Genomic DNA, 16,777 nt, shown 5'->3' with positions numbered 1-16,777 from the left:
GGGTTCTCGCGAGACGACAGGGGTCGAGCGGGGAGGTCAGGACCCGGCGAGCACTGCCGGGGTCGTGGATCACGCGTGCGCCACCGGCCGGGTGAGGACGGGCAACTCGCGCCGGAACGTCGGATGGCCGTCCTTGACGGCCCATGCCGCGGGGGCGAGCCGCGCGACCGCGTCGGCGTCACTGGTCGCGTCCAGACAGACCAGGTCGGCGGGTGCGCCGGGGCGGATGCCGTAGTCGTCGGCCCGCAGCAGCCGGGCCGCGCGGGTGGTGACCATGTCCAGGCACATGGCGAGCCCGTCGCGGGTACCGACGTGCGCGACGTTGGCATACAGGTTGGCCATCCGCACGAGCGAGCCGTCGCCGAACGGGGTGAACGCGTTGAGGATGTTGTTGCTGGCGAGCGAGCACACGCCGCCCCGCTCCAGCATCCCGGTCAGCGAGGTCAGCCCCCGCGGCTTGGAGTGCTCGACGGCCCGTCCCATCAGGAACAGGTCGGTCGCGGGCAGCACGGTCATCGCCACGCCGGCGGATACCGCGAGCTCGCAGAGCGCGGCGTAGCGCCCCGGGTCGACGAGGGAGAGCTGCGTGACGTGCCCGACGGTGACCCGACCCGCCCAGCCCTGTGCGACGGTCCGGGCGCACACGTCCTCGAGCTGCATGCCCTCCGGTGTGTCGCCGAAGTCGAGGTGCAGGTCGATGTCGACGTCGTAGCGACGGGCCAGCTCGAAGATCCGGTCGAGCTGGCCCGGCGGGTCGACGTCGGCATAGGGCGCCCCGCCGATCACCGGCACGCCACGCTCGAGCGCGGTGACGACGAGCCGGTCGGTCTCGTCGCTGTCGGTCATCCCCTCCTGGGCGAACACACACAGCTGGACGTCGACGGCCCAGGCGTAGTCGGCCGCGAGGCGGGTGATCGCGTCGACGCCGCGCAGTCCGACGGCGGGGTCCACCTCGACGTGGGTGCGCACCCGCGTGGTGCCCTGCAGCACGCAGCCCTCCAGCGTCTGGCGGCCGCGCTCGTAGATGTCCTCCTCGGTGAACGCCGCCTTGGCCACGGCCGTCTCCCGGATCGCCTCGGCCAGCGTTCCCTCCCGTTGGGCGCACCGGTCGGCGACCCGCGACTTGTCCAGGTGCAGGTGGGTGTCGACGAGGCCGGGGAGCACGAGACGGCCGCCCGCATCGAGCTCGCGGGCACCGGGCGGCAGCCCGGCGTCGACCCGGACGATCCTGCCGTCGGACACTCCGATGTCGACCAGGTCCGCATCCGTCCCGGCGATCGCTCCCGGCACCTCCTGCGCGACCGAGGACAACCGAGCGTGACGTACCACGAGGTCCAACTTCGCCCTCCTCATCGATGTCCCACGGGTCGGCGACCCGGGATCGACCGTGCCGTCGGGGCGACGAGCGACCCACGAGTCCCGCGGGGTCGGCCGGTGCCGATCCGAACTCGGCGGCGTGCCCGACCGAACGTTGATGTCATCAACGCTACGGATGTGTGTGACGGCCGGCGGCAGTCGTTGTTTCTTCTTCGTTAACTGCCGACGTGGGGCGCACTCGCTCGCGATGATCCACGTACGTGCGCGTCCAGCACGGGTAGGCGTCGCGACCGGTGGGGTCGACGCCCACGTCCGAGACGTTGATGTGATCAACGTGTACGGGTCCCTACCGGGCAGTTCGCGACCGTCGGAGGACGGGCAGCACTCGGGTCGTACCGCCATGTGGCCCCTTCAGTCCGCGGCGTCGCGGGTGCTACTGCCGTCCTCGTTGACAGCAGTAACGGTATGCACGTCGCCCGATGAGCCCGCGTCGGTTTCGGGTTCGTTAACAGCCACCGGGACATCTTGCGTCCCGGTTGGACGGTCGACGATCGTCGCAGGTCGAACGTCAAACGGTGGCGCCACGAGCGGGACGTCGACCGCGGTGTGGCCGGTGAGCGGGGACCAGGTCCCGCACGACAAGAGCGTTGATGGTGTCAACGTCACGAACGCCAGAGGCGCGATCCCCGGACGGTTCCGGGGTGCTTCGGAGGAGGAAGACATGGCGGCATGCAGTACCCCGGCCGGATCGGGAGCGGACCGGCGATGACCACGGCTCCCATCACGGCCGCGATCCTGCGCCAGCCACTGCCCGCGGCGGACCGACCGCCGAACTACCTGCCGGCCACCCCGTCCTCGGTCCTGTGGGGACGGCTCCCGTGTGCCGCCGACGCCCCGGTCCTGGAGATCGCGCCAGGGGCCACGGTCGTCGTCGACACGATCAGTCACGAGGGAATCCTGGAGGACCAGGGTCGCGACCCCGTCGCGTTCTTCGGCTCGCAGGGGGTTCCCGCCGACCAGGTCCTCGCCGACGCCGTCACGGTTTCGGCGAGCGTGGACCACGACCCGAACGACGGCCCCCACGTCATCACCGGCCCGATCGGCGTCTCGGGGGCCGTGCCCGGCGACGTGATCGTCGTCCACCTGCAGGAACTGACCCCCCGCGTTCCCTACGGCGTCATCTCGAGCCGGCACGGCCTGGGCCTGCTCCCCGAACGTTTCCCGCAGGAAGGCGACCTGACCAGCGTGTTCTGCCAGGTGGAAGGCCTGGAGCTGGGCCTGGACCAGGCCCGCGGCACCCTCCCGCTCACCCCGGGCGACATCGACCGCCCGATCCGGTTCGCGCTGGCCCCCTTCCTCGGGATCATCGGCGTGTCCACACCCGGTGTCGAGCGCCTCAACTCGACCCCGCCCGGCTTGCACGGCGGCAACCTCGACATCAGGCGGCTCGTCGCCGGGACCAGCCTGTACCTGCCGGTCCAGGTCGAGGGTGGCGGCCTCTACGTCGGGGACCCGCACTTCGCCCAGGGCAACGGTGAGGTCGCTCTGACGGCGCTGGAGGCCTCGCTGCGGGCGACGCTGCGGGTGGACCTCGTCCCCGCCGCCGAGGCACGCGCCCGGTTCGGCCCGGTGCGCGGCCCCTTCGCCCGCACCCCGGAGTTCCTCATCCCCACCGGGCTCGACGAGGACCTCGACGAAGCGGTCCGCGAGTGCGGCCGCAACGCGGTCACCATGCTGACCTCGATCTTCGGGCTGGCTCCCGAGGTGGCCTACGCCTACCTCAGCGCGGCGACGGACTTCGAGATCTCGCAGGTCGTGGACGTCGTCAAGGGCGCCCACGCGCTGATCCGGCTCGCCGACCTCGCCGCGACCGGGAGGGTGTTGCCGTGAGCCGTGCGACAGGGGCGGCGACGGCGCGGTCCGCGCCGGCGTCGCCCGGCGTCGCCACCGTCGAGATCCGCAGCTCCGGGCCGGTCCCGGAGGGCCTGGTCGAGGCGTTCGAGGAGTACGAGCGGGCGCTGCGCGCCGACGACGTCGACACGCTCGACGCGCTCTTCGCCGCGGGCCCGCACACGCTGCGCGGCGACGGCACGACGCTGCTCGTCGGCCACGACCAGATCGCCGCGTTCCGCCGCGGCCGCGACGGCGCCCCGAGCCGGCGGGCCGTCGTGCTCGAGGTCCGGCCGCTCGCCGACGACGCGGTCCTGGTCGCGGCCGTGACGACGGACGCCGGGACGCGCGCCCACGGGCTCCAGACGCAACTCTGGCAGCGGCGGGAGGACCGCTGGGTGGTCACGGCCGCGCACGTCACCCAGCCCGCGCGACCGCCTGCCGTCGACGGCTCGATCTGGCGGAAGGTCGGGACCCCTCTCGTCGAGCCGGCGGGCAGCGGGGTCCTCGACGGCCTCACCGTCGCGGTCAAGGACGTGCTCGCCGTGGCGGGCGAGCGGATGGGCCTCGGCAACCCGACCTGGCTGGCCGATCAGGAGCCCGAGGCGCGCTCGGCGCCCGCCGTCCAGCAGCTGCTCGCTGCGGGCGCCGCCATCACCGGGATCGCGCGCACCGACGAGTTCGCCTACAGCCTCGCCGGGCAGAACCGCCACTACGGCACGCCGCCGAACCCGGCGGCGCCCGGCTGCCTGAGCGGTGGCTCGACCAGCGGCCCGGCGGCGGCCGTCGCGCTGGGCCAGGTCGACATCGGTCTGGGCACCGACACCGCGGGCTCGCTGCGGGTCCCGGCCTCCTACCAGGGGCTGGTCGGTGTCCGGACCAGCCACGGCGCGATCTCCGTCGAGGGCGTGCATCCCCTGGCGCCGTCGTTCGACACCGTCGGGTGGCTGACGCGCGACGTCGACGTCGCCGCGCGGGTCGCCGACGTCCTGCTCGCCCACCGACCGAATGTGGCGCCGGGGTCGAGGACGGCCGTCATACCCGCGCTGCGCGGATGGATCAACGCGGAGCTGGACACGCGTGTCACCGCCGCACTCGCCGAGCTGACCGGCGCCGGGGTCCTCGCGCCGGTCGAGGACGCGGACCTCGCCCACGACGAGATCACCGCGTGGGCGCGGGCCTTCCGCGTCCTCCAGGCCTTCGAGGTGTGGCAGGGGCAGGGCGGCTGGGCCCGGGACCACCCGGGAGCCTTCGGACCCGACGTCGGCGGCCGCTTCGCGTTCGCGGCCACGGTCACCGCCGACCAGGCCGATACGGCCCGCGAGACGGTCCGGGACGCCCGCGAGCGACTGCGCCGGCTCCTCGCCGACACCGTGCTCGTGCTCCCCGCGTCGTCCGGACCCGCGCCGTCGCTGCACGCGGGCAAGGACATCGTCGAGGACGAGCGCACCGCGACGGTGCGCCTCACCCAGCTCGCCTCCCTGGCCGGGGCCCCGGCGGTCGCGCTGCCCGTCCTGTGGATGTCCGACGGGCGGCCGGTCGGGCTCTGCCTGGTCGGCGCGCCGGACACCGACCGCGCCCTGCTCGCGCTCGGCAGGACCGTCACCGAGGCGCTCGCGGCGGCGGCCGCATCTCGCTGAGTCCTGCGGCTGCCACCCCGGGCAGCGGTACCGACGGTCGGCCGCGCCGGTCACCGGCCGACGCGCAGGATGGGACCGTGGAACCCGGGCGCAGAACCGAGCGGCTCGACGTGCGGCTGCACGACTACGCCGATCCCGTCGTCGCCGAGCTGGTCGAGGAGGTGCAGCAGGAGTACGTCGTCCGCTACGGGGGCCGGGACGACACGCCGGTGGTCCCCGCCCAGTTCCGGCCCCCCGACGGGCTGGTGCTGGTCGCGTGGGTCGACGACGAGCCGGCGGGCTGCGTGGCGATCCGTCGCGCCGAGGTCGCGGACCCGGTCGGCGGCCCGGTCGCCGAGATGAAGCGGCTGTACGTGCGCGCCGCGCACCGCCGGAACGGCCTGGCCCGGGCGCTGGTGCGCGCCGCGGAGGACGCGGCCGCGACCGCGGGCTACGCGCGGCTGGTGCTGGAGACGGGATCGCGACAGCCGGAGTCGATCGCGCTGTACGCGGCGGAGGGCTACGAGCCGGTCGCGGCGTTCGGCGTCTACGCCGGCGCGCCCGGGGCCCGCCATCTCGGCAAGGTCCTGCGCCGTTCACCGCGGTGAACGACCGCCCCGAACCGCCATCGCGGACCCGCTCGCCCTGACACGGTGGGCGCTCCGAGACGGGCGACGACGGAGGCGAGATGGCCGGAGGGTTCGGGACCAGCACCGCGGAGATGCAGCGGGCGGGCCGGCACGTACTGGGGGTGAACGAGGAGGTGCAGGCCGACCTCACCGCGCTGCGGTCGGCGCTCACCCCGCTGGCGAGCGCGTGGCGTGGGGAGGCGGCGACGGCGTTCTCCGGGCTGATGGCCCGCTGGGACGCGGACGCCCGCAGGCTGAACGAGGCCCTGCAGGCGATCGGCACCGCCGTGCAGGGATCGGCGGCGGCGTACCAGCGCCAGGAGGAGGAGCAGGCCGCGGGCCTCTCGTCCATCCGGTCGGTGCTGGGCTGAGGGGCGCGCGATGTCCGAGATCAAGGTGACCTTCGGTGAGATCGCCGCCGCGCAGCAGAACGTGGCGGCGACCGCGCAGCGCATCTCCGGCCGGCTCGACGAGCTGAGGCGCTACCTCGCCCCGCTCGCCGCGACGTGGGAGGGACAGGCCGCGACCGACTACCGGGCGCGGCAGCGACAGTGGGACTCCGCGGCGGCCGACCTGGCGTCGGTGCTGGCCCGCATCGGCGCCGCGCTCGGCGCGGCGAACGACAACTATCAGCAGGTCGAGCAGGCCAACGCGCGCCGCTGGCAGTGACCTCCGGCGGGGCCGCAGGACCCGCCGCGCGACGGGGAGGGGGGCGTTTTGACCCGCCTCGAAGGCGGCGGGTACCCTCGACCATCGATGTGCGGCGGGCGAGCCGCCGCCGTTCCACCAGGAGCGGTGTGCTTGCCTTCCCGGGGTAGCCCTCAGGTCAGCCGCACCCAGCGACGACAGGCATCCCGAGCCGAGAACGACGAGGTAGATCCGTGCCCACGTACAGCCCCAAGCCCGGCGAGATCACCCGCGCCTGGCACGTGATCGACGCCACCGACGTGGTGCTCGGCCGGCTCGCCACGCACGCCGCGACTCTGCTCCGGGGCAAGCACAAGCCGACGTACGCCCCGCACATGGACACCGGCGACTTCGTCGTCATCGTCAACGCGGAGAAGATCGCCGTCTCCGGCAACAAGCGCGACGACAAGTTCGTCTACCGCCACTCCGGCTACCCGGGCGGTCTGCGCCAGCGCTCGGTCGGCGAGATGATCGAGAAGCACCCGGACCGGCTCGTCGAGAAGGCCATCAAGGGCATGCTTCCCAAGAACCGCCTCGGTCGCGCCATGGCCAAGAAGCTCAAGGTCTACGCCGGCCCGACGCACCCGCACAGCGCGCAGAAGCCGCAGGCCTTCGAGATCACCCAGGTCGCGCAGTGACCGACCCGAGCCACAACGAAGAGGGACAGGACGTGACCAGCCCCGAGTCCGAGGGCGTCGACGAGACCGTCGCCGCCGACGAGACCGCTGTCGTGGAGAACACCGAGGAGGCCGTGGCCGACGAGGCCGCCGTCGCCGAGGATGTCGAGGACTTCGCGGCCGACGACTTCGTCGCCGACGAGTCCTTCGCCGTCGAGACCCCCGCGGTCCTGATCGACCGGCCCATCCAGACCGTCGGCCGCCGCAAGGAGGCCGTCGTCCGGGTCCGCCTGGTCGCCGGGTCGGGCAAGTTCACGCTCAACGGCAAGCCGCTCGAGACCTACTTCCCGAACAAGCTGCACCAGCAGCTGATCCGGGAGCCGCTGGTCACGGTCGAGAAGACCGAGCGCTTCGACATCTTCGCCAACCTGCACGGCGGCGGGATCTCCGGTCAGGCGGGCGCCCTGCGCCTGGCCATCGCCCGCGCCCTGGTCGAGGCCGACTCGGAGGACCGCCCGCCGCTCAAGCGCGCCGGCTTCCTCACCCGTGACGCGCGCGTCACCGAGCGCAAGAAGTACGGCCTCAAGAAGGCCCGCAAGGCGCCTCAGTACAGCAAGCGCTGATCTTCACCCGGATGCGTCGACTCTTCGGAACCGACGGCGTCCGGGGCCTGGCCAACGGCGAGCTCCTCACTCCGGAGCTCGCCGTGGCTGTCTCGGCCTCGGCCGCCCGTGTCCTCGCCGCCCACGACCGGTCGCACCGGCCGGTCGCGGTCGTCGGCCGTGACCCTCGGGCCAGCGGTGAGATGCTCGAGGCCGCCGTGGTGGCCGGTCTCGCCTCGGCGGGCGCCGACGCCGTGCGCGTCGGTGTCGTGCCCACGCCCGCGGTGGCGCACCTCGTCGCCGAGCTGGGCGCCGATCTCGGCGTCATGATCTCCGCATCGCACAACCCGATGCCCGACAACGGCATCAAGCTCTTCGCCGCGGGCGGGAACAAGCTCCCCGACGACGTCGAGCTCGAGATCGAGTCCGGCCTCACACCGCCTGCGGCGCGCCCCACGGGCGCGGCCGTCGGCCGGGTGCGCGACCTGCCCGACGCGATCGACCGCTACGGCGCACACCTGCTCGCCGCCACCCCCGGGTCGCTGGCGGGGCTGCGGGTCGTCGTCGACTGTGCGCACGGGGCCGCATCGGTCGCCGCGCCGGAGACCTACGCCAAGGCGGGGGCCGACGTCGTCGCCCTGCACGCCTCGCCCGACGGTCTCAACATCAACGACGGTGTCGGCTCGACGCACCTCGGTCCGCTGCGCGAGGCCGTCGTCGCCCACGGCGCCGACCTGGGCATCGCCCACGACGGCGACGCCGATCGCTGCCTGGCGGTCGACGCCACCGGCGCGGACGTCGACGGCGACCACATCATGGCGATCCTCGCGGTCGCGATGCGCGAGGCGGGCGAGCTGGTCGACGACACGCTCGTCGCGACCGTCATGAGCAACCTCGGGCTGCACCTCGCCATGCGTGAGCAGGGCGTCGTGCTGCGGACGACCGCGGTCGGCGACCGCTACGTCCTGGAGGACCTGCGCGCGGGCGGGTACAGCCTCGGCGGCGAGCAGTCGGGGCACGTCGTGCTGCCCGGCCACGCCACCACGGGCGACGGCCTGCTCACCGCCCTGCGGCTCATGGCGCGGATGACCTCGACCGGGCGGTCGCTGGCCGACCTGGCCTCGGTCATGACGTCGTTGCCGCAGGTGCTGGTCAACGTGCCCGTCGGCGACAAGGACACGGTCGCCGCGTCGGGAGCCGTGCGCGAGGCCGTCACCGCGGCGGAGGCCGAGCTCGGCGAGACCGGCCGGGTGCTGCTGCGGCCGTCGGGCACCGAGCAGCTCGTGCGCGTCATGGTGGAGGCACCGACGTCGGAGATCGCCGATGCCGTCGCCGCCCGGCTCGCGGAGGTCGTCGCCGCCGCGTCCTGACGGCGGTCGTCGCGGCTGCGAACGGCGCGACGGATCGGCATCCGTCGGCCCGGGCCGGCGGCGATGATCGTGTCGTGGCCGCCGATGTGCATCTCGATCCCGACCGGCTGAGTGCCCACGCACGCCGGGCCGACGCGCTCGCGGACCGGCTGGGCGCACCCTCACCCGTCGAGCACACTCCGGGCCTGCGCCACGACGTCGACACGATCATGGCGACGGTGCGCCGCGTCGCCGGTGGGCTGCGCGAGCTGGCCGTCGACCTGCGCGCCGCGGCCCGGGTCGCGGAGGAGATCGACGCGGCGGCGCGGGTGCGGCTGCTGCGCGCCGTCGACGGGGCCGGGCGGTGACGGACCCCGTCGATGTCGCGGCCGAGGCGTTCGACGGGCTCGCCGACCGGCTGCGCGACGCGGTCGCGGAGATGCGCGGGCTCGTCGCCGAGGTGGCCGAGGACTGGCCCGATGCGCGTGGCCGGGCCTGGGCCGACCGGGCGGAGCTGATGCACCGCGACCTCGACCGGCAGGCCGAGGAGGCCGGGCGGCTCGCGCGGCTGGTCGAGCGGCTGGTCCAGGAGATCACCGACGCAGCCAAGCACCGGGAACCGGGACCGGCGGGCGGGCCCGTGCTGCCCGGGGTGGACGCCGTGCGCGTCGTCGAGGTCCGCGGCATGCGGCTCGCGACGCTGCCCGAGGCGCCGCCGTGACAGCCTCGCTCAGGGGGTGCGGGTGACCAGCTCGGTGCCGGACACCTTGCCGTCGACCAGCACGTCGACCCGGTCCTCCTCGCACAGGTGGTGCAGCAGGAACGCGGTGACCAGCGCCGTCGCGATCCGGCGCGACCTGCCGTCGCGGCTCGTCGCCAGCAGCAGGTCGCTCCAGTGGATGCCCTCGAGGAAGGCGGTGTGGCCGGCCTTGGGCAGCGTCCGCACCGTCACCGGACCGCCCGCGGCGAGGGTGATCGGCTCCGCGTGCCCGGCAGGCGGCGCGACGGTGTCCTGGCCCGCGACGACGTGCAGCGTCGGCACCGTGATCGCCCGCGCGGCCTCGACGGCCGACGGACGAGTCTGCGCCGGCGCGATGGTGACGACGGCTGCGACCCGCGGGTGCGTCGCCGCCGCCAGCAGCGCCGCACCGCCGCCGATCCCGTGCCCCGCGAACGCCATCCGGCGCGAGTCGACGCTGATGTGCCCGTCGCCGAGCCGCACCCCCGCGCAGGTGTCGAGGGCGGTACGCAGGTCCGCCGAGAAGCGCGCATGGCTCGCGAAGGCGCCCTTGTGCGACGACGGCGCGGCCACCACGAAGCCCCACGACGCGAGATGGCGCAGCAGCTCGGTGTAGCGCGTCGCGGGCTGCAGCCAGTCGTGCCCGAACGCGACGGCCGGCAGGCCCATGCCCTCCTCCGGCGCGAACACGACCCCCGGCACGCCGACGAGACCGAGGTCGCCACGCAGCACCCGGTTCGGCCCCGGCCGCGACAGCTGCGCGACCGCGTCCTTGGCGTTGCGCGTCGGCTCGGGACGGGTGAACGTGCTGGTCCGCGTCACGGCAGCACGGTACCGCCGACGATCACGGTCCGCCCACCCCGGGCGTGCCCCGACGGGGTGTCGTCCGCGCCCGCCCCCTTCGGTGCCGCCTTCCCTCGCGCACCGCCGCGACCGCCGCCCGCGCGCACCGCCGCGACCGCGGGCCGCGACAGCGGCGGGTGTGGCGGCCGCGGGTGTGGTGGCCTCGCCCGCGAATCGGCATGCCCGCACGCCCCGGAGGTGGTGGCAGTACCCCTCTCATCGGAGCTGCTCATCCCTACCGTTCTCCCGGAGCGGGGCCGGCGAGGCCCGCACCGACACCGGGCCGGCGGGCCCGGACCGACGAGGAGAGAACGATGACGTCCAGGCTGGTCCGCATTCTCGCGGCGACGGGTACGGCCGCGGCCGTGGTGCTCGGGTTGAGCGCCTGCGGCGTGTCGGTCGCCAAGGAGGACCTCGCCCAGTCGGTGACGGCAAAGCTCGCCGAGCAGAAGGTCGAGGCCGCGGGGATGACCTGCCCCGAGAACCTCAAGGGGGAGACCGGCGCCTCGGTCACCTGCCAGTACACGACCGCGGCGGGCCAGCCGGTCGACGTGGTCGTCAGCGTCACCTCGGTCGACGGCTCGACGGTCAACTACACCGCCCAGCCGAAGGCGCGGCCACTGCTGCCGGCTGTCGTCGCGAAGTCGGTGACCGCCGACCTCGCGAAGCAGAACGTGGAGGCGAAGGACCTGCAGTGCCCGTCCGAGCTGCCGGCGCAGCAGGGGGCGTCGATCGAGTGCGCCTTCACGGCGGACGGGCAGCCCGTGGGGGCGAAGGTCACCGTGACCGCGGTCGAGGACGCGAACGTCTCCTACGACGTCGAGCTCGTCGCCAAGCCGGTCTCGAAGGACCTGCTCCAGCAGACCCTGACCGAGCAGATCGGCCGGCAGGCCGGCGTCACGATCAGCTCGACGGCCTGCGCCGGTGACCTCCAGCCGCAGGTGGGCGCGCAGACCTCCTGCACGGTGACCGCCCCCGGCGAGCAGGTCGAGTTCGACGTCGCCGTGACCGCCGTCAACAGCGGGCTCGTCAACTTCGCCTGGACCCCCAAGATCTGATCGACGACGCGCGACCCCGCGGCCCGGCGCCTCGCGCCGGGCCGCACTAGCGTCGGCAGGCGTGCGCGCCGTGTTCACCGCCCAGCAGATCCGCGACGCCGAGCGGGTCCTGATCGACCGGCTCCCCGCGGGCACGCTCATGCGGCGCGCGGCGTTCGGGCTGGCCGTCCACCTGGCCCGCATCCTCGGCGAGCGGGCGGGCGGGGTCGCGGGCTCGCGCGTCGTGCTGCTGGTCGGGGCCGGGGACAACGGTGGCGACGCGCTCTGGGCGGGCGCCGAACTCCGCCGCCGCGGCGCGTCGGTCACCGCGGTGCTGCTGGCCCCGGACCGCGCGCACCCGGCCGGGCTGGCGGCGCTGCGGTCCGCGGGCGGGCGGGCGATCCCCGCCGCCCGTGGCGCCGACGCGGTCGCGCGGTCGGACCTCGTCGTCGACGGCATCGTCGGCATCTCGGGGCGCGGGGCCCTGCGTGACCCTGCTCCCGCGCTGGCCGACGCCGCGGCCGAGGCCGGGGTGCCGGTCGTCGCCGTCGATCTGCCCAGCGGCGTCGACACCGACACCGGGGTGGTCGCCGGGTCGGCCGTGACCGCGACGGAGACCGTGACCTTCGGTGCGCTCAAGCCCGTGCACGTTCTCGCGGCGGCCCGCTGCGGGCCGGTGCACCTCGTGGACATCGGGCTGGGGCCGCTGCTCCCGGAACCGCACGCGACGGTCCTCGACGACGCCGACGTCGCCGCGGGCTGGCCGCTGCCGGGGCCGACGGACGACAAGTACACCCAGGGCGTCACCGGCGTCGCCGCCGGGTCGGCCACGTACCCCGGCGCGGCCGTGCTCGCGACCGGGGCGGCGGTCCTCGCGACGAGCGGCATGGTCCGGTTCGCCGGCACCGCCGCCGACGGGGTGCGCGCCGCCTGGCCCGAGGTCGTGGCGACCGACGACGTCGCCGACGCGGGGCAGGTCCAGGCCTGGACCGTCGGGCCCGGGCTGGGCACCGACGCCGGCGGGCACCGGGTCGTGGAGTTCGTCGCGGGCCGGGGCGTCCCGCTGTGCGTGGACGCGGACGCCATCACCCTGCTCGCGCAGCACCGCGACCTCCGGGACGCGGTGCGTGGGCGGCCCGTCGTGATCACGCCCCACGACCGGGAGTTCGCCCGGGTCGCCGGCGAGGTGGGCGACGACCGGATCGGCGCGGCCCGGCGAGCCGCGGCCGACCTCGGGGTCACGGTGCTGCTCAAGGGGAACGCGACCGTCGTCGCCGATCCCGGAGGCCGGGTGCTCGTGCATTCCTCGGTGGGGTCGTGGGCGGCGACGGCCGGGTCCGGCGACGTCCTGTCCGGCATCCTCGGCGCCCTGCTCGCCGCGGGCCGCGAACCCGCCTGGGCGGCGGCCGCGGCCACCCACGTCCACGGTCGGGCGGCCGGTCTCGCCGCCGCCGGGGCGCCGGCCCCCGCGTCGGCGATCCAGGCCCACATCCCCGCCGCGATCCGCGCCGTACTGGCGGCGCGCCCCGCCTGAGCTGCCGGCCCGCGTCGCGCCCCGTCGGCCACAACCCCCGTCGGGCGCGACTCGGACGTCGTCCCGCGGCGCGGGGAGGGCGGTGAGGTTGCGCGGGGGCCGTGGGGCGCAACCTCATGGTCGTCCTGGCGCCGCGGGGGAGCGGTGAGGTTGCGCGCCGGTGGGCCGCCCGCCGCACCGGGGTCGCCTTCCGTGGTGGGCGGTCCTCGGTCCGCACCTGCTCCCGCGCCGCGACGATGCGCCCGGGACGGCCGTCCGGGACGGGTGAAGGCGGGTGAGGGTCGTCACCCGGCCGGGTGTTGCAGCCCTCCGGCGCAGGTGGTGGCACAGATGGGCGGGGGCGCGCGGCCGGACGGGGTCGTCGGCGGGTGCGATGATGCGGGCGTGGCGCAGCCGAGTATGTCCGATCGCGGCCCGCGCGCGGAGCTGGTCGTCGATCTGGCCGCGGTGCGGCACAACGTCGGGTTGCTCTCGCGGGGCGCCGCGGCGTCGGGCGCGGCGACGATGGCCGTCGTCAAGTCCGACGGGTACGGCCACGGCGCCGCCGACGTCGCGCGGGCGGCGCTGCAGGCGGGGGCGTCGTGGCTCGGGGTGTGCACCCTGGACGAGGCGCTGGCGTTGCGCGCCGACGGGATCGAGGCGCCGGTCCTGTCCTGGCTGCACCTGCCCCACGAGGACTTCGCCCCCGCGGTCGCGGCGGGTGTGGACCTGTCGGTGTCGTCGCACGGCCATCTCGACGCGGTGCTCGCCGGTGCCCGCGCGGTCGACCGGCCCGCCCGGCTGCACCTCAAGATCGACACCGGGTTGAGCCGCAACGGCTGCCCCGAGGACGACTGGCCCGACCTGGTCGATGCGGCGGCGAAGGCCGCGGCCGCAGGCCGGTGCGAGGTCGTCGCGGTCTGGTCGCACCTCGCGGTCGCCGACGTCGCGCGTCATCCCGTGACCGAGGCGCAGGCGGCCCGGTTCGACGCCGCGTGGCGGGTCGCGCGCGACCGCGGCCTCACCCCGATCCGACACCTGGCCAACTCCGCGGCGACGATGACCCGCCCCGACCTGCACTACGACCTCGTGCGGCCCGGCATCGCCGTCTACGGCCTCGACCCGCTCGGCCGGCCCGTCGCCGAGAGCCCGTTGCGGCCGGCGATGACGGTGCGCGGCCGGGTCGTCCTGGTGAAGCAGGTCCGCGCGGGCGAGGGTGTCTCGTACGGCCACGAGTTCACGACGCCGCGCGACACCGTGCTGGCGCTGGTGCCGATCGGGTACGGCGACGGCGTCCCGCGGCGGATGAACTTCGGCGGCCGGATGCGGGTGTGGCTGGCCGGTCGGTCGCGGCCCGTGGTGGGCCGGGTGTGCATGGACCAGGTCGTGGTGGACTGCGGGCCGGACGGGGGGGCCGAGGTGCGGGAGGGCGACGTGGCGGTGCTGTTCGGCCCGGGCGACGACGGCGCGCCCACGGCCCAGGAGTGGGCCGACGAGCTGGGGACGATCCACTACGAGGTCGTCACGGGCGTGCAGGGCCGCCGGATGACCCGCACGGTCGTCGGCCGCGAGGCCGGGCCGGGGACCGAGCAGGAGGGCGCGGCGTGGTGAAGCCCGGCGTGTGGCAGACGGTCGGCATCGCGAGCGGCGTCGCCGGCGCGGCGGGCGCGGCGGTGGGCGTGGGCGTCGCGGCCCGGCGCCGCAACCGGATCGCCGCCGAGCGGCGCCGGCTGGCCGCCCAGCTGACGTCGGCCCCGCCCGCGGAGTCGACGCCGCGGAGCGAGGAGTCGTCGGTGACCGCCGACGACGGTGTGCGGCTCTCGTGCGAGGAGATCGAGGCGCCGGCGGGCGTCCGGCCGGCGCTGACGGTCGTGCTCGTGCACGGGTTCGCGCTGGACCGTCGGACCTGGTCGCTGCAGCTGCCGGTGCTCGCCGCGCTGCGCGGCCCCGCGGTCCGCATCGTGCTGTACGACCAGCGCAGCCACGGCCGCTCCGAACGCGCCCCGCGCGCCACCTGCACGATCGACCAGCTGGGCCACGACCTCGACGCCGTCATCCGCGCCCTGGCGCCGGACGGCCCGTTGGTGCTGGTCGGGCACTCGATGGGTGGTATGACCCTGATGGCGCTGGCCGAGCAGCGGCCCGACCTGTTCGCGGAGCGGGTCGCGGGCGTCGCGCTGGTGTCGACGTCCGCGGGCGACATGGGCAGCCAGGGGCTGACAGCCGCGTTGCTGTCGCGCAACAACCCGCTGCTGCGCGGGGTGGGGCTGCTCGCGCGGGTACAGCCGAAGCTGGTCGAGGGCGTGCGGCGGGCGGCCGGCGACCTCATCTGGTCGATCACCCGCAGCTACGCCTACGGTGACCGGTCGGTCGACCCGGGGCTGGTCGACCTCGTCGACACCATGATCGGAGCGAACGCGGTGGACGCCCTCACCGACTTCGTCGACACCCTGGGCAGCCACGACCGGATCGCCGCGCTGCCCGCGCTCGCGGGCTGCGAGGTGCTGGTCGCGGCCGGGGACGCCGACAAGATGATCCCGTTCTCGCACAGCGAGCGGATCGCCGCCGAACTGCCCGACGCCCGGCTGCTGCGGCTGCCCGGCGTGGGGCACATGCCGATGCTGGAGAAGACCACCGAGTTCGACGCGGCGCTCGTCGAGCTCATCGACGCCTCGGCGCGCCGGGCGGCCGAGGGCCGCTCGGTCCGGCGGATGCGCAGGCGGGCATGAGCGCGCCCACGTCGGACGTCGTCTTCGCCGGCGAGCACGTCCTGCCCGAGCCGGCCGACACCGAGGCGCTGGGTGAGGCACTGGCCGCGCACCTGCGCGCGGGCGACCTCGTGCTGCTGTCGGGCCCGCTCGGCGCGGGCAAGACGGCGATGACCCGCGGCATCGCCCGCGGCCTCGGCGTCGTCGGACCGGTGACCTCGCCGACGTTCGTCATCGCCCGCGAGCACCGGCCGGGTCCCGACGGCGCGGGGGTGCCGCTGGTGCACGTCGACGCCTACCGGCTCGGCTCGTCCGGGGTCGACGTCGCCGACGAGCTCGACGACCTCGACCTCGACACCGACCTCGCGTCGGCGGTCGTCGTGGTCGAGTGGGGCGAGGGCGTGGCCGAACGGCTGTCGGCGTCGCACGTGCTGGTGCGCCTGGACCGCAGGGCCGACGACGTCCGCGTCGCCACCGTCCGCCGGGTGGCGACGACGTGATCAGGGCCGTCATCTTCGACTGGGGTGGCACGCTCACCCCGTGGCGCACGATGGACTTCCGCGCGGGCTGGCGGGCCTACGCGGAGCTGCGGCACGCGGGTGACGCGCGGCGCGCCGCCGAGCTCGCCGACGCGTTGGCCGCCGCCGACATCGCGCGCTGGACCGGCATCCGGGAGGACGCGCGGGCCTTCACCGTCGCCGACGTGCTGGCCGACGCCGCCGCCGAGCACCACGACGACGAGCACGCCCACGCGCTCGCCGCCTACCGCGACTACTGGGTGGCGGCCACGCACACCGATCCCGAGGCGGCGCCGATGCTGCGCGCGCTGCGGGAGCAGGGCCTGCGGCTCGGGATCCTGTCGTCGACGATGTGGCCCGGCGAGTGGCACGACGACTGGCTGCGCCGCGACGGTGTGCTCGACCTGTTCGACGGCCGCACCTGGTCGAGCGACCTGCCCTACACCAAGCCGCACCCGACGGCGTTCCGCGCGGCGATGGAGTCGGTCGGCGTCGAGGACCCCGCCGCGTGCGTGTTCGTCGGCGACCGGCCCTACGACGACATCAGCGGCGCCAAGTCCGTCGGGATGCGCGCGGTCCTGGTGCCGCACAGCGAGATCCCGGTCGACCAGCAGGTGCCCGTCGACGTCACGCCCGACGCCGTCATCCAGCGCCTCGCCGAGCTCCCGGACGTCGTGCGCGGGTGGTGAACGGCGGCTCGTAGGCTGGC

General features: G+C 75.0%; 18 protein-coding genes. 16 read left to right on the top strand and 2 right to left on the bottom strand.

Annotation, left to right across the window (positions count from 1 at the left end; translation table 11 throughout):
- Positions 1-69: 69 nt before the first annotated feature.
- Complete coding sequence (locus PSED_RS27040) at positions 70-1,329, bottom strand: amidohydrolase family protein (RefSeq protein WP_233899487.1); 1,260 nt, start codon at positions 1,327-1,329, stop codon at positions 70-72.
- A 753-nt stretch (positions 1,330-2,082) separates the two neighbouring features.
- Between PSED_RS27040 and PSED_RS27035 the strand changes: the two genes are divergently transcribed.
- From PSED_RS27035 to PSED_RS26990, 10 genes are all read left to right on the top strand, one after another.
- Positions 2,083-3,207 carry an acetamidase/formamidase family protein gene (locus PSED_RS27035; RefSeq protein ID WP_103381059.1) on the top strand — a complete coding sequence of 375 codons (1,125 nt, stop codon included), beginning with the start codon at positions 2,083-2,085 and terminating at the stop codon, positions 3,205-3,207.
- A complete protein-coding gene (locus PSED_RS27030) occupies positions 3,204-4,847 on the top strand; it encodes an AtzH-like domain-containing protein (RefSeq protein WP_013677420.1) in 1,644 nt (547 codons plus the stop codon). The genes PSED_RS27035 and PSED_RS27030 overlap by 4 nt, the downstream gene beginning before the upstream one ends.
- A 77-nt stretch (positions 4,848-4,924) precedes the next feature.
- Positions 4,925-5,434 (top strand): GNAT family N-acetyltransferase, encoded by a 510-nt coding sequence (locus tag PSED_RS27025; RefSeq protein WP_013677419.1) that lies wholly within the window; start codon positions 4,925-4,927, stop codon positions 5,432-5,434.
- 80 nt (positions 5,435-5,514) lie between these two features.
- A complete protein-coding gene (locus PSED_RS27020) occupies positions 5,515-5,826 on the top strand; it encodes a WXG100 family type VII secretion target (protein WP_013677418.1) in 312 nt (103 codons plus the stop codon).
- A 10-nt stretch (positions 5,827-5,836) separates the two neighbouring features.
- The gene (locus PSED_RS27015; protein ID WP_013677417.1) at positions 5,837-6,124 is read left to right on the top strand and encodes a WXG100 family type VII secretion target; all 288 of its coding nucleotides are present in this window, start codon (positions 5,837-5,839) and stop codon (positions 6,122-6,124) included.
- Positions 6,125-6,336: 212 nt separating this feature from the next.
- The gene (gene rplM, locus PSED_RS27010; protein ID WP_013677416.1) at positions 6,337-6,780 is read left to right on the top strand and encodes a 50S ribosomal protein L13; all 444 of its coding nucleotides are present in this window, start codon (positions 6,337-6,339) and stop codon (positions 6,778-6,780) included.
- Between the two features lie 32 nt (positions 6,781-6,812).
- Positions 6,813-7,382 (top strand): 30S ribosomal protein S9, encoded by a 570-nt coding sequence (rpsI, locus tag PSED_RS27005; RefSeq protein WP_086002821.1) that lies wholly within the window; start codon positions 6,813-6,815, stop codon positions 7,380-7,382.
- Between the two features lie 11 nt (positions 7,383-7,393).
- Positions 7,394-8,731 (top strand): phosphoglucosamine mutase, encoded by a 1,338-nt coding sequence (glmM, locus tag PSED_RS27000; RefSeq protein ID WP_013677414.1) that lies wholly within the window; start codon positions 7,394-7,396, stop codon positions 8,729-8,731.
- A 74-nt stretch (positions 8,732-8,805) separates the two neighbouring features.
- Positions 8,806-9,078, top strand: coding sequence for a hypothetical protein (locus PSED_RS26995; protein ID WP_013677413.1), 273 nt, complete (start codon positions 8,806-8,808; stop codon positions 9,076-9,078).
- The gene (locus PSED_RS26990; protein ID WP_013677412.1) at positions 9,075-9,431 is read left to right on the top strand and encodes a WXG100-like domain-containing protein; all 357 of its coding nucleotides are present in this window, start codon (positions 9,075-9,077) and stop codon (positions 9,429-9,431) included. Before PSED_RS26995 ends, PSED_RS26990 begins: the two co-directional genes overlap by 4 nt.
- Positions 9,432-9,440: 9 nt before the next feature.
- On the opposite strand, the gene PSED_RS26985 is transcribed toward PSED_RS26990, so the two are convergent.
- Positions 9,441-10,271 carry a dienelactone hydrolase family protein gene (locus tag PSED_RS26985; protein ID WP_013677411.1) on the bottom strand — a complete coding sequence of 277 codons (831 nt, stop codon included), beginning with the start codon at positions 10,269-10,271 and terminating at the stop codon, positions 9,441-9,443.
- A gap of 335 nt (positions 10,272-10,606) precedes the next feature.
- Here PSED_RS26985 and PSED_RS26980 point away from each other — a divergent pair, with 335 nt between their 5' ends.
- The 6 genes from PSED_RS26980 to PSED_RS26955 all read left to right on the top strand — a co-directional run bounded on the left by PSED_RS26980 (position 10,607) and on the right by PSED_RS26955 (position 16,757).
- Positions 10,607-11,350, top strand: a complete 744-nt coding sequence (locus tag PSED_RS26980) for a DUF4333 domain-containing protein (protein ID WP_013677410.1) — start codon at positions 10,607-10,609, stop codon at positions 11,348-11,350.
- Between the two features lie 61 nt (positions 11,351-11,411).
- Positions 11,412-12,863: an NAD(P)H-hydrate epimerase gene (locus PSED_RS26975; RefSeq protein ID WP_041760030.1), complete on the top strand. Its 1,452-nt coding sequence runs from the start codon at positions 11,412-11,414 to the stop codon at positions 12,861-12,863.
- 399 nt (positions 12,864-13,262) lie between these two features.
- Positions 13,263-14,453 carry an alanine racemase gene (gene alr, locus PSED_RS26970; protein ID WP_049803515.1) on the top strand — a complete coding sequence of 397 codons (1,191 nt, stop codon included), beginning with the start codon at positions 13,263-13,265 and terminating at the stop codon, positions 14,451-14,453.
- Positions 14,447-15,571: an alpha/beta fold hydrolase gene (locus tag PSED_RS26965; protein ID WP_013677407.1), complete on the top strand. Its 1,125-nt coding sequence runs from the start codon at positions 14,447-14,449 to the stop codon at positions 15,569-15,571. The genes alr and PSED_RS26965 overlap by 7 nt, the downstream gene beginning before the upstream one ends.
- On the top strand, positions 15,568-16,050 hold the full coding sequence (gene tsaE, locus PSED_RS26960) for a tRNA (adenosine(37)-N6)-threonylcarbamoyltransferase complex ATPase subunit type 1 TsaE (protein WP_013677406.1): 483 nt from the start codon (positions 15,568-15,570) through the stop codon (positions 16,048-16,050). Before PSED_RS26965 ends, tsaE begins: the two co-directional genes overlap by 4 nt.
- On the top strand, positions 16,047-16,757 hold the full coding sequence (locus tag PSED_RS26955) for an HAD family hydrolase (protein ID WP_013677405.1): 711 nt from the start codon (positions 16,047-16,049) through the stop codon (positions 16,755-16,757). Before tsaE ends, PSED_RS26955 begins: the two co-directional genes overlap by 4 nt.
- The last annotated feature ends 20 nt before the right edge of the window (positions 16,758-16,777 follow it).

The sequence above is a fragment of the Pseudonocardia benzenivorans CB1190 genome (assembly GCF_000196675.2).
Lineage (GTDB): Bacteria > Actinomycetota > Actinomycetes > Mycobacteriales > Pseudonocardiaceae > Pseudonocardia > Pseudonocardia benzenivorans.
Note: the sequence above shows the minus strand (reverse complement) of the source record. Positions and strands in the feature narration are given on the sequence as shown.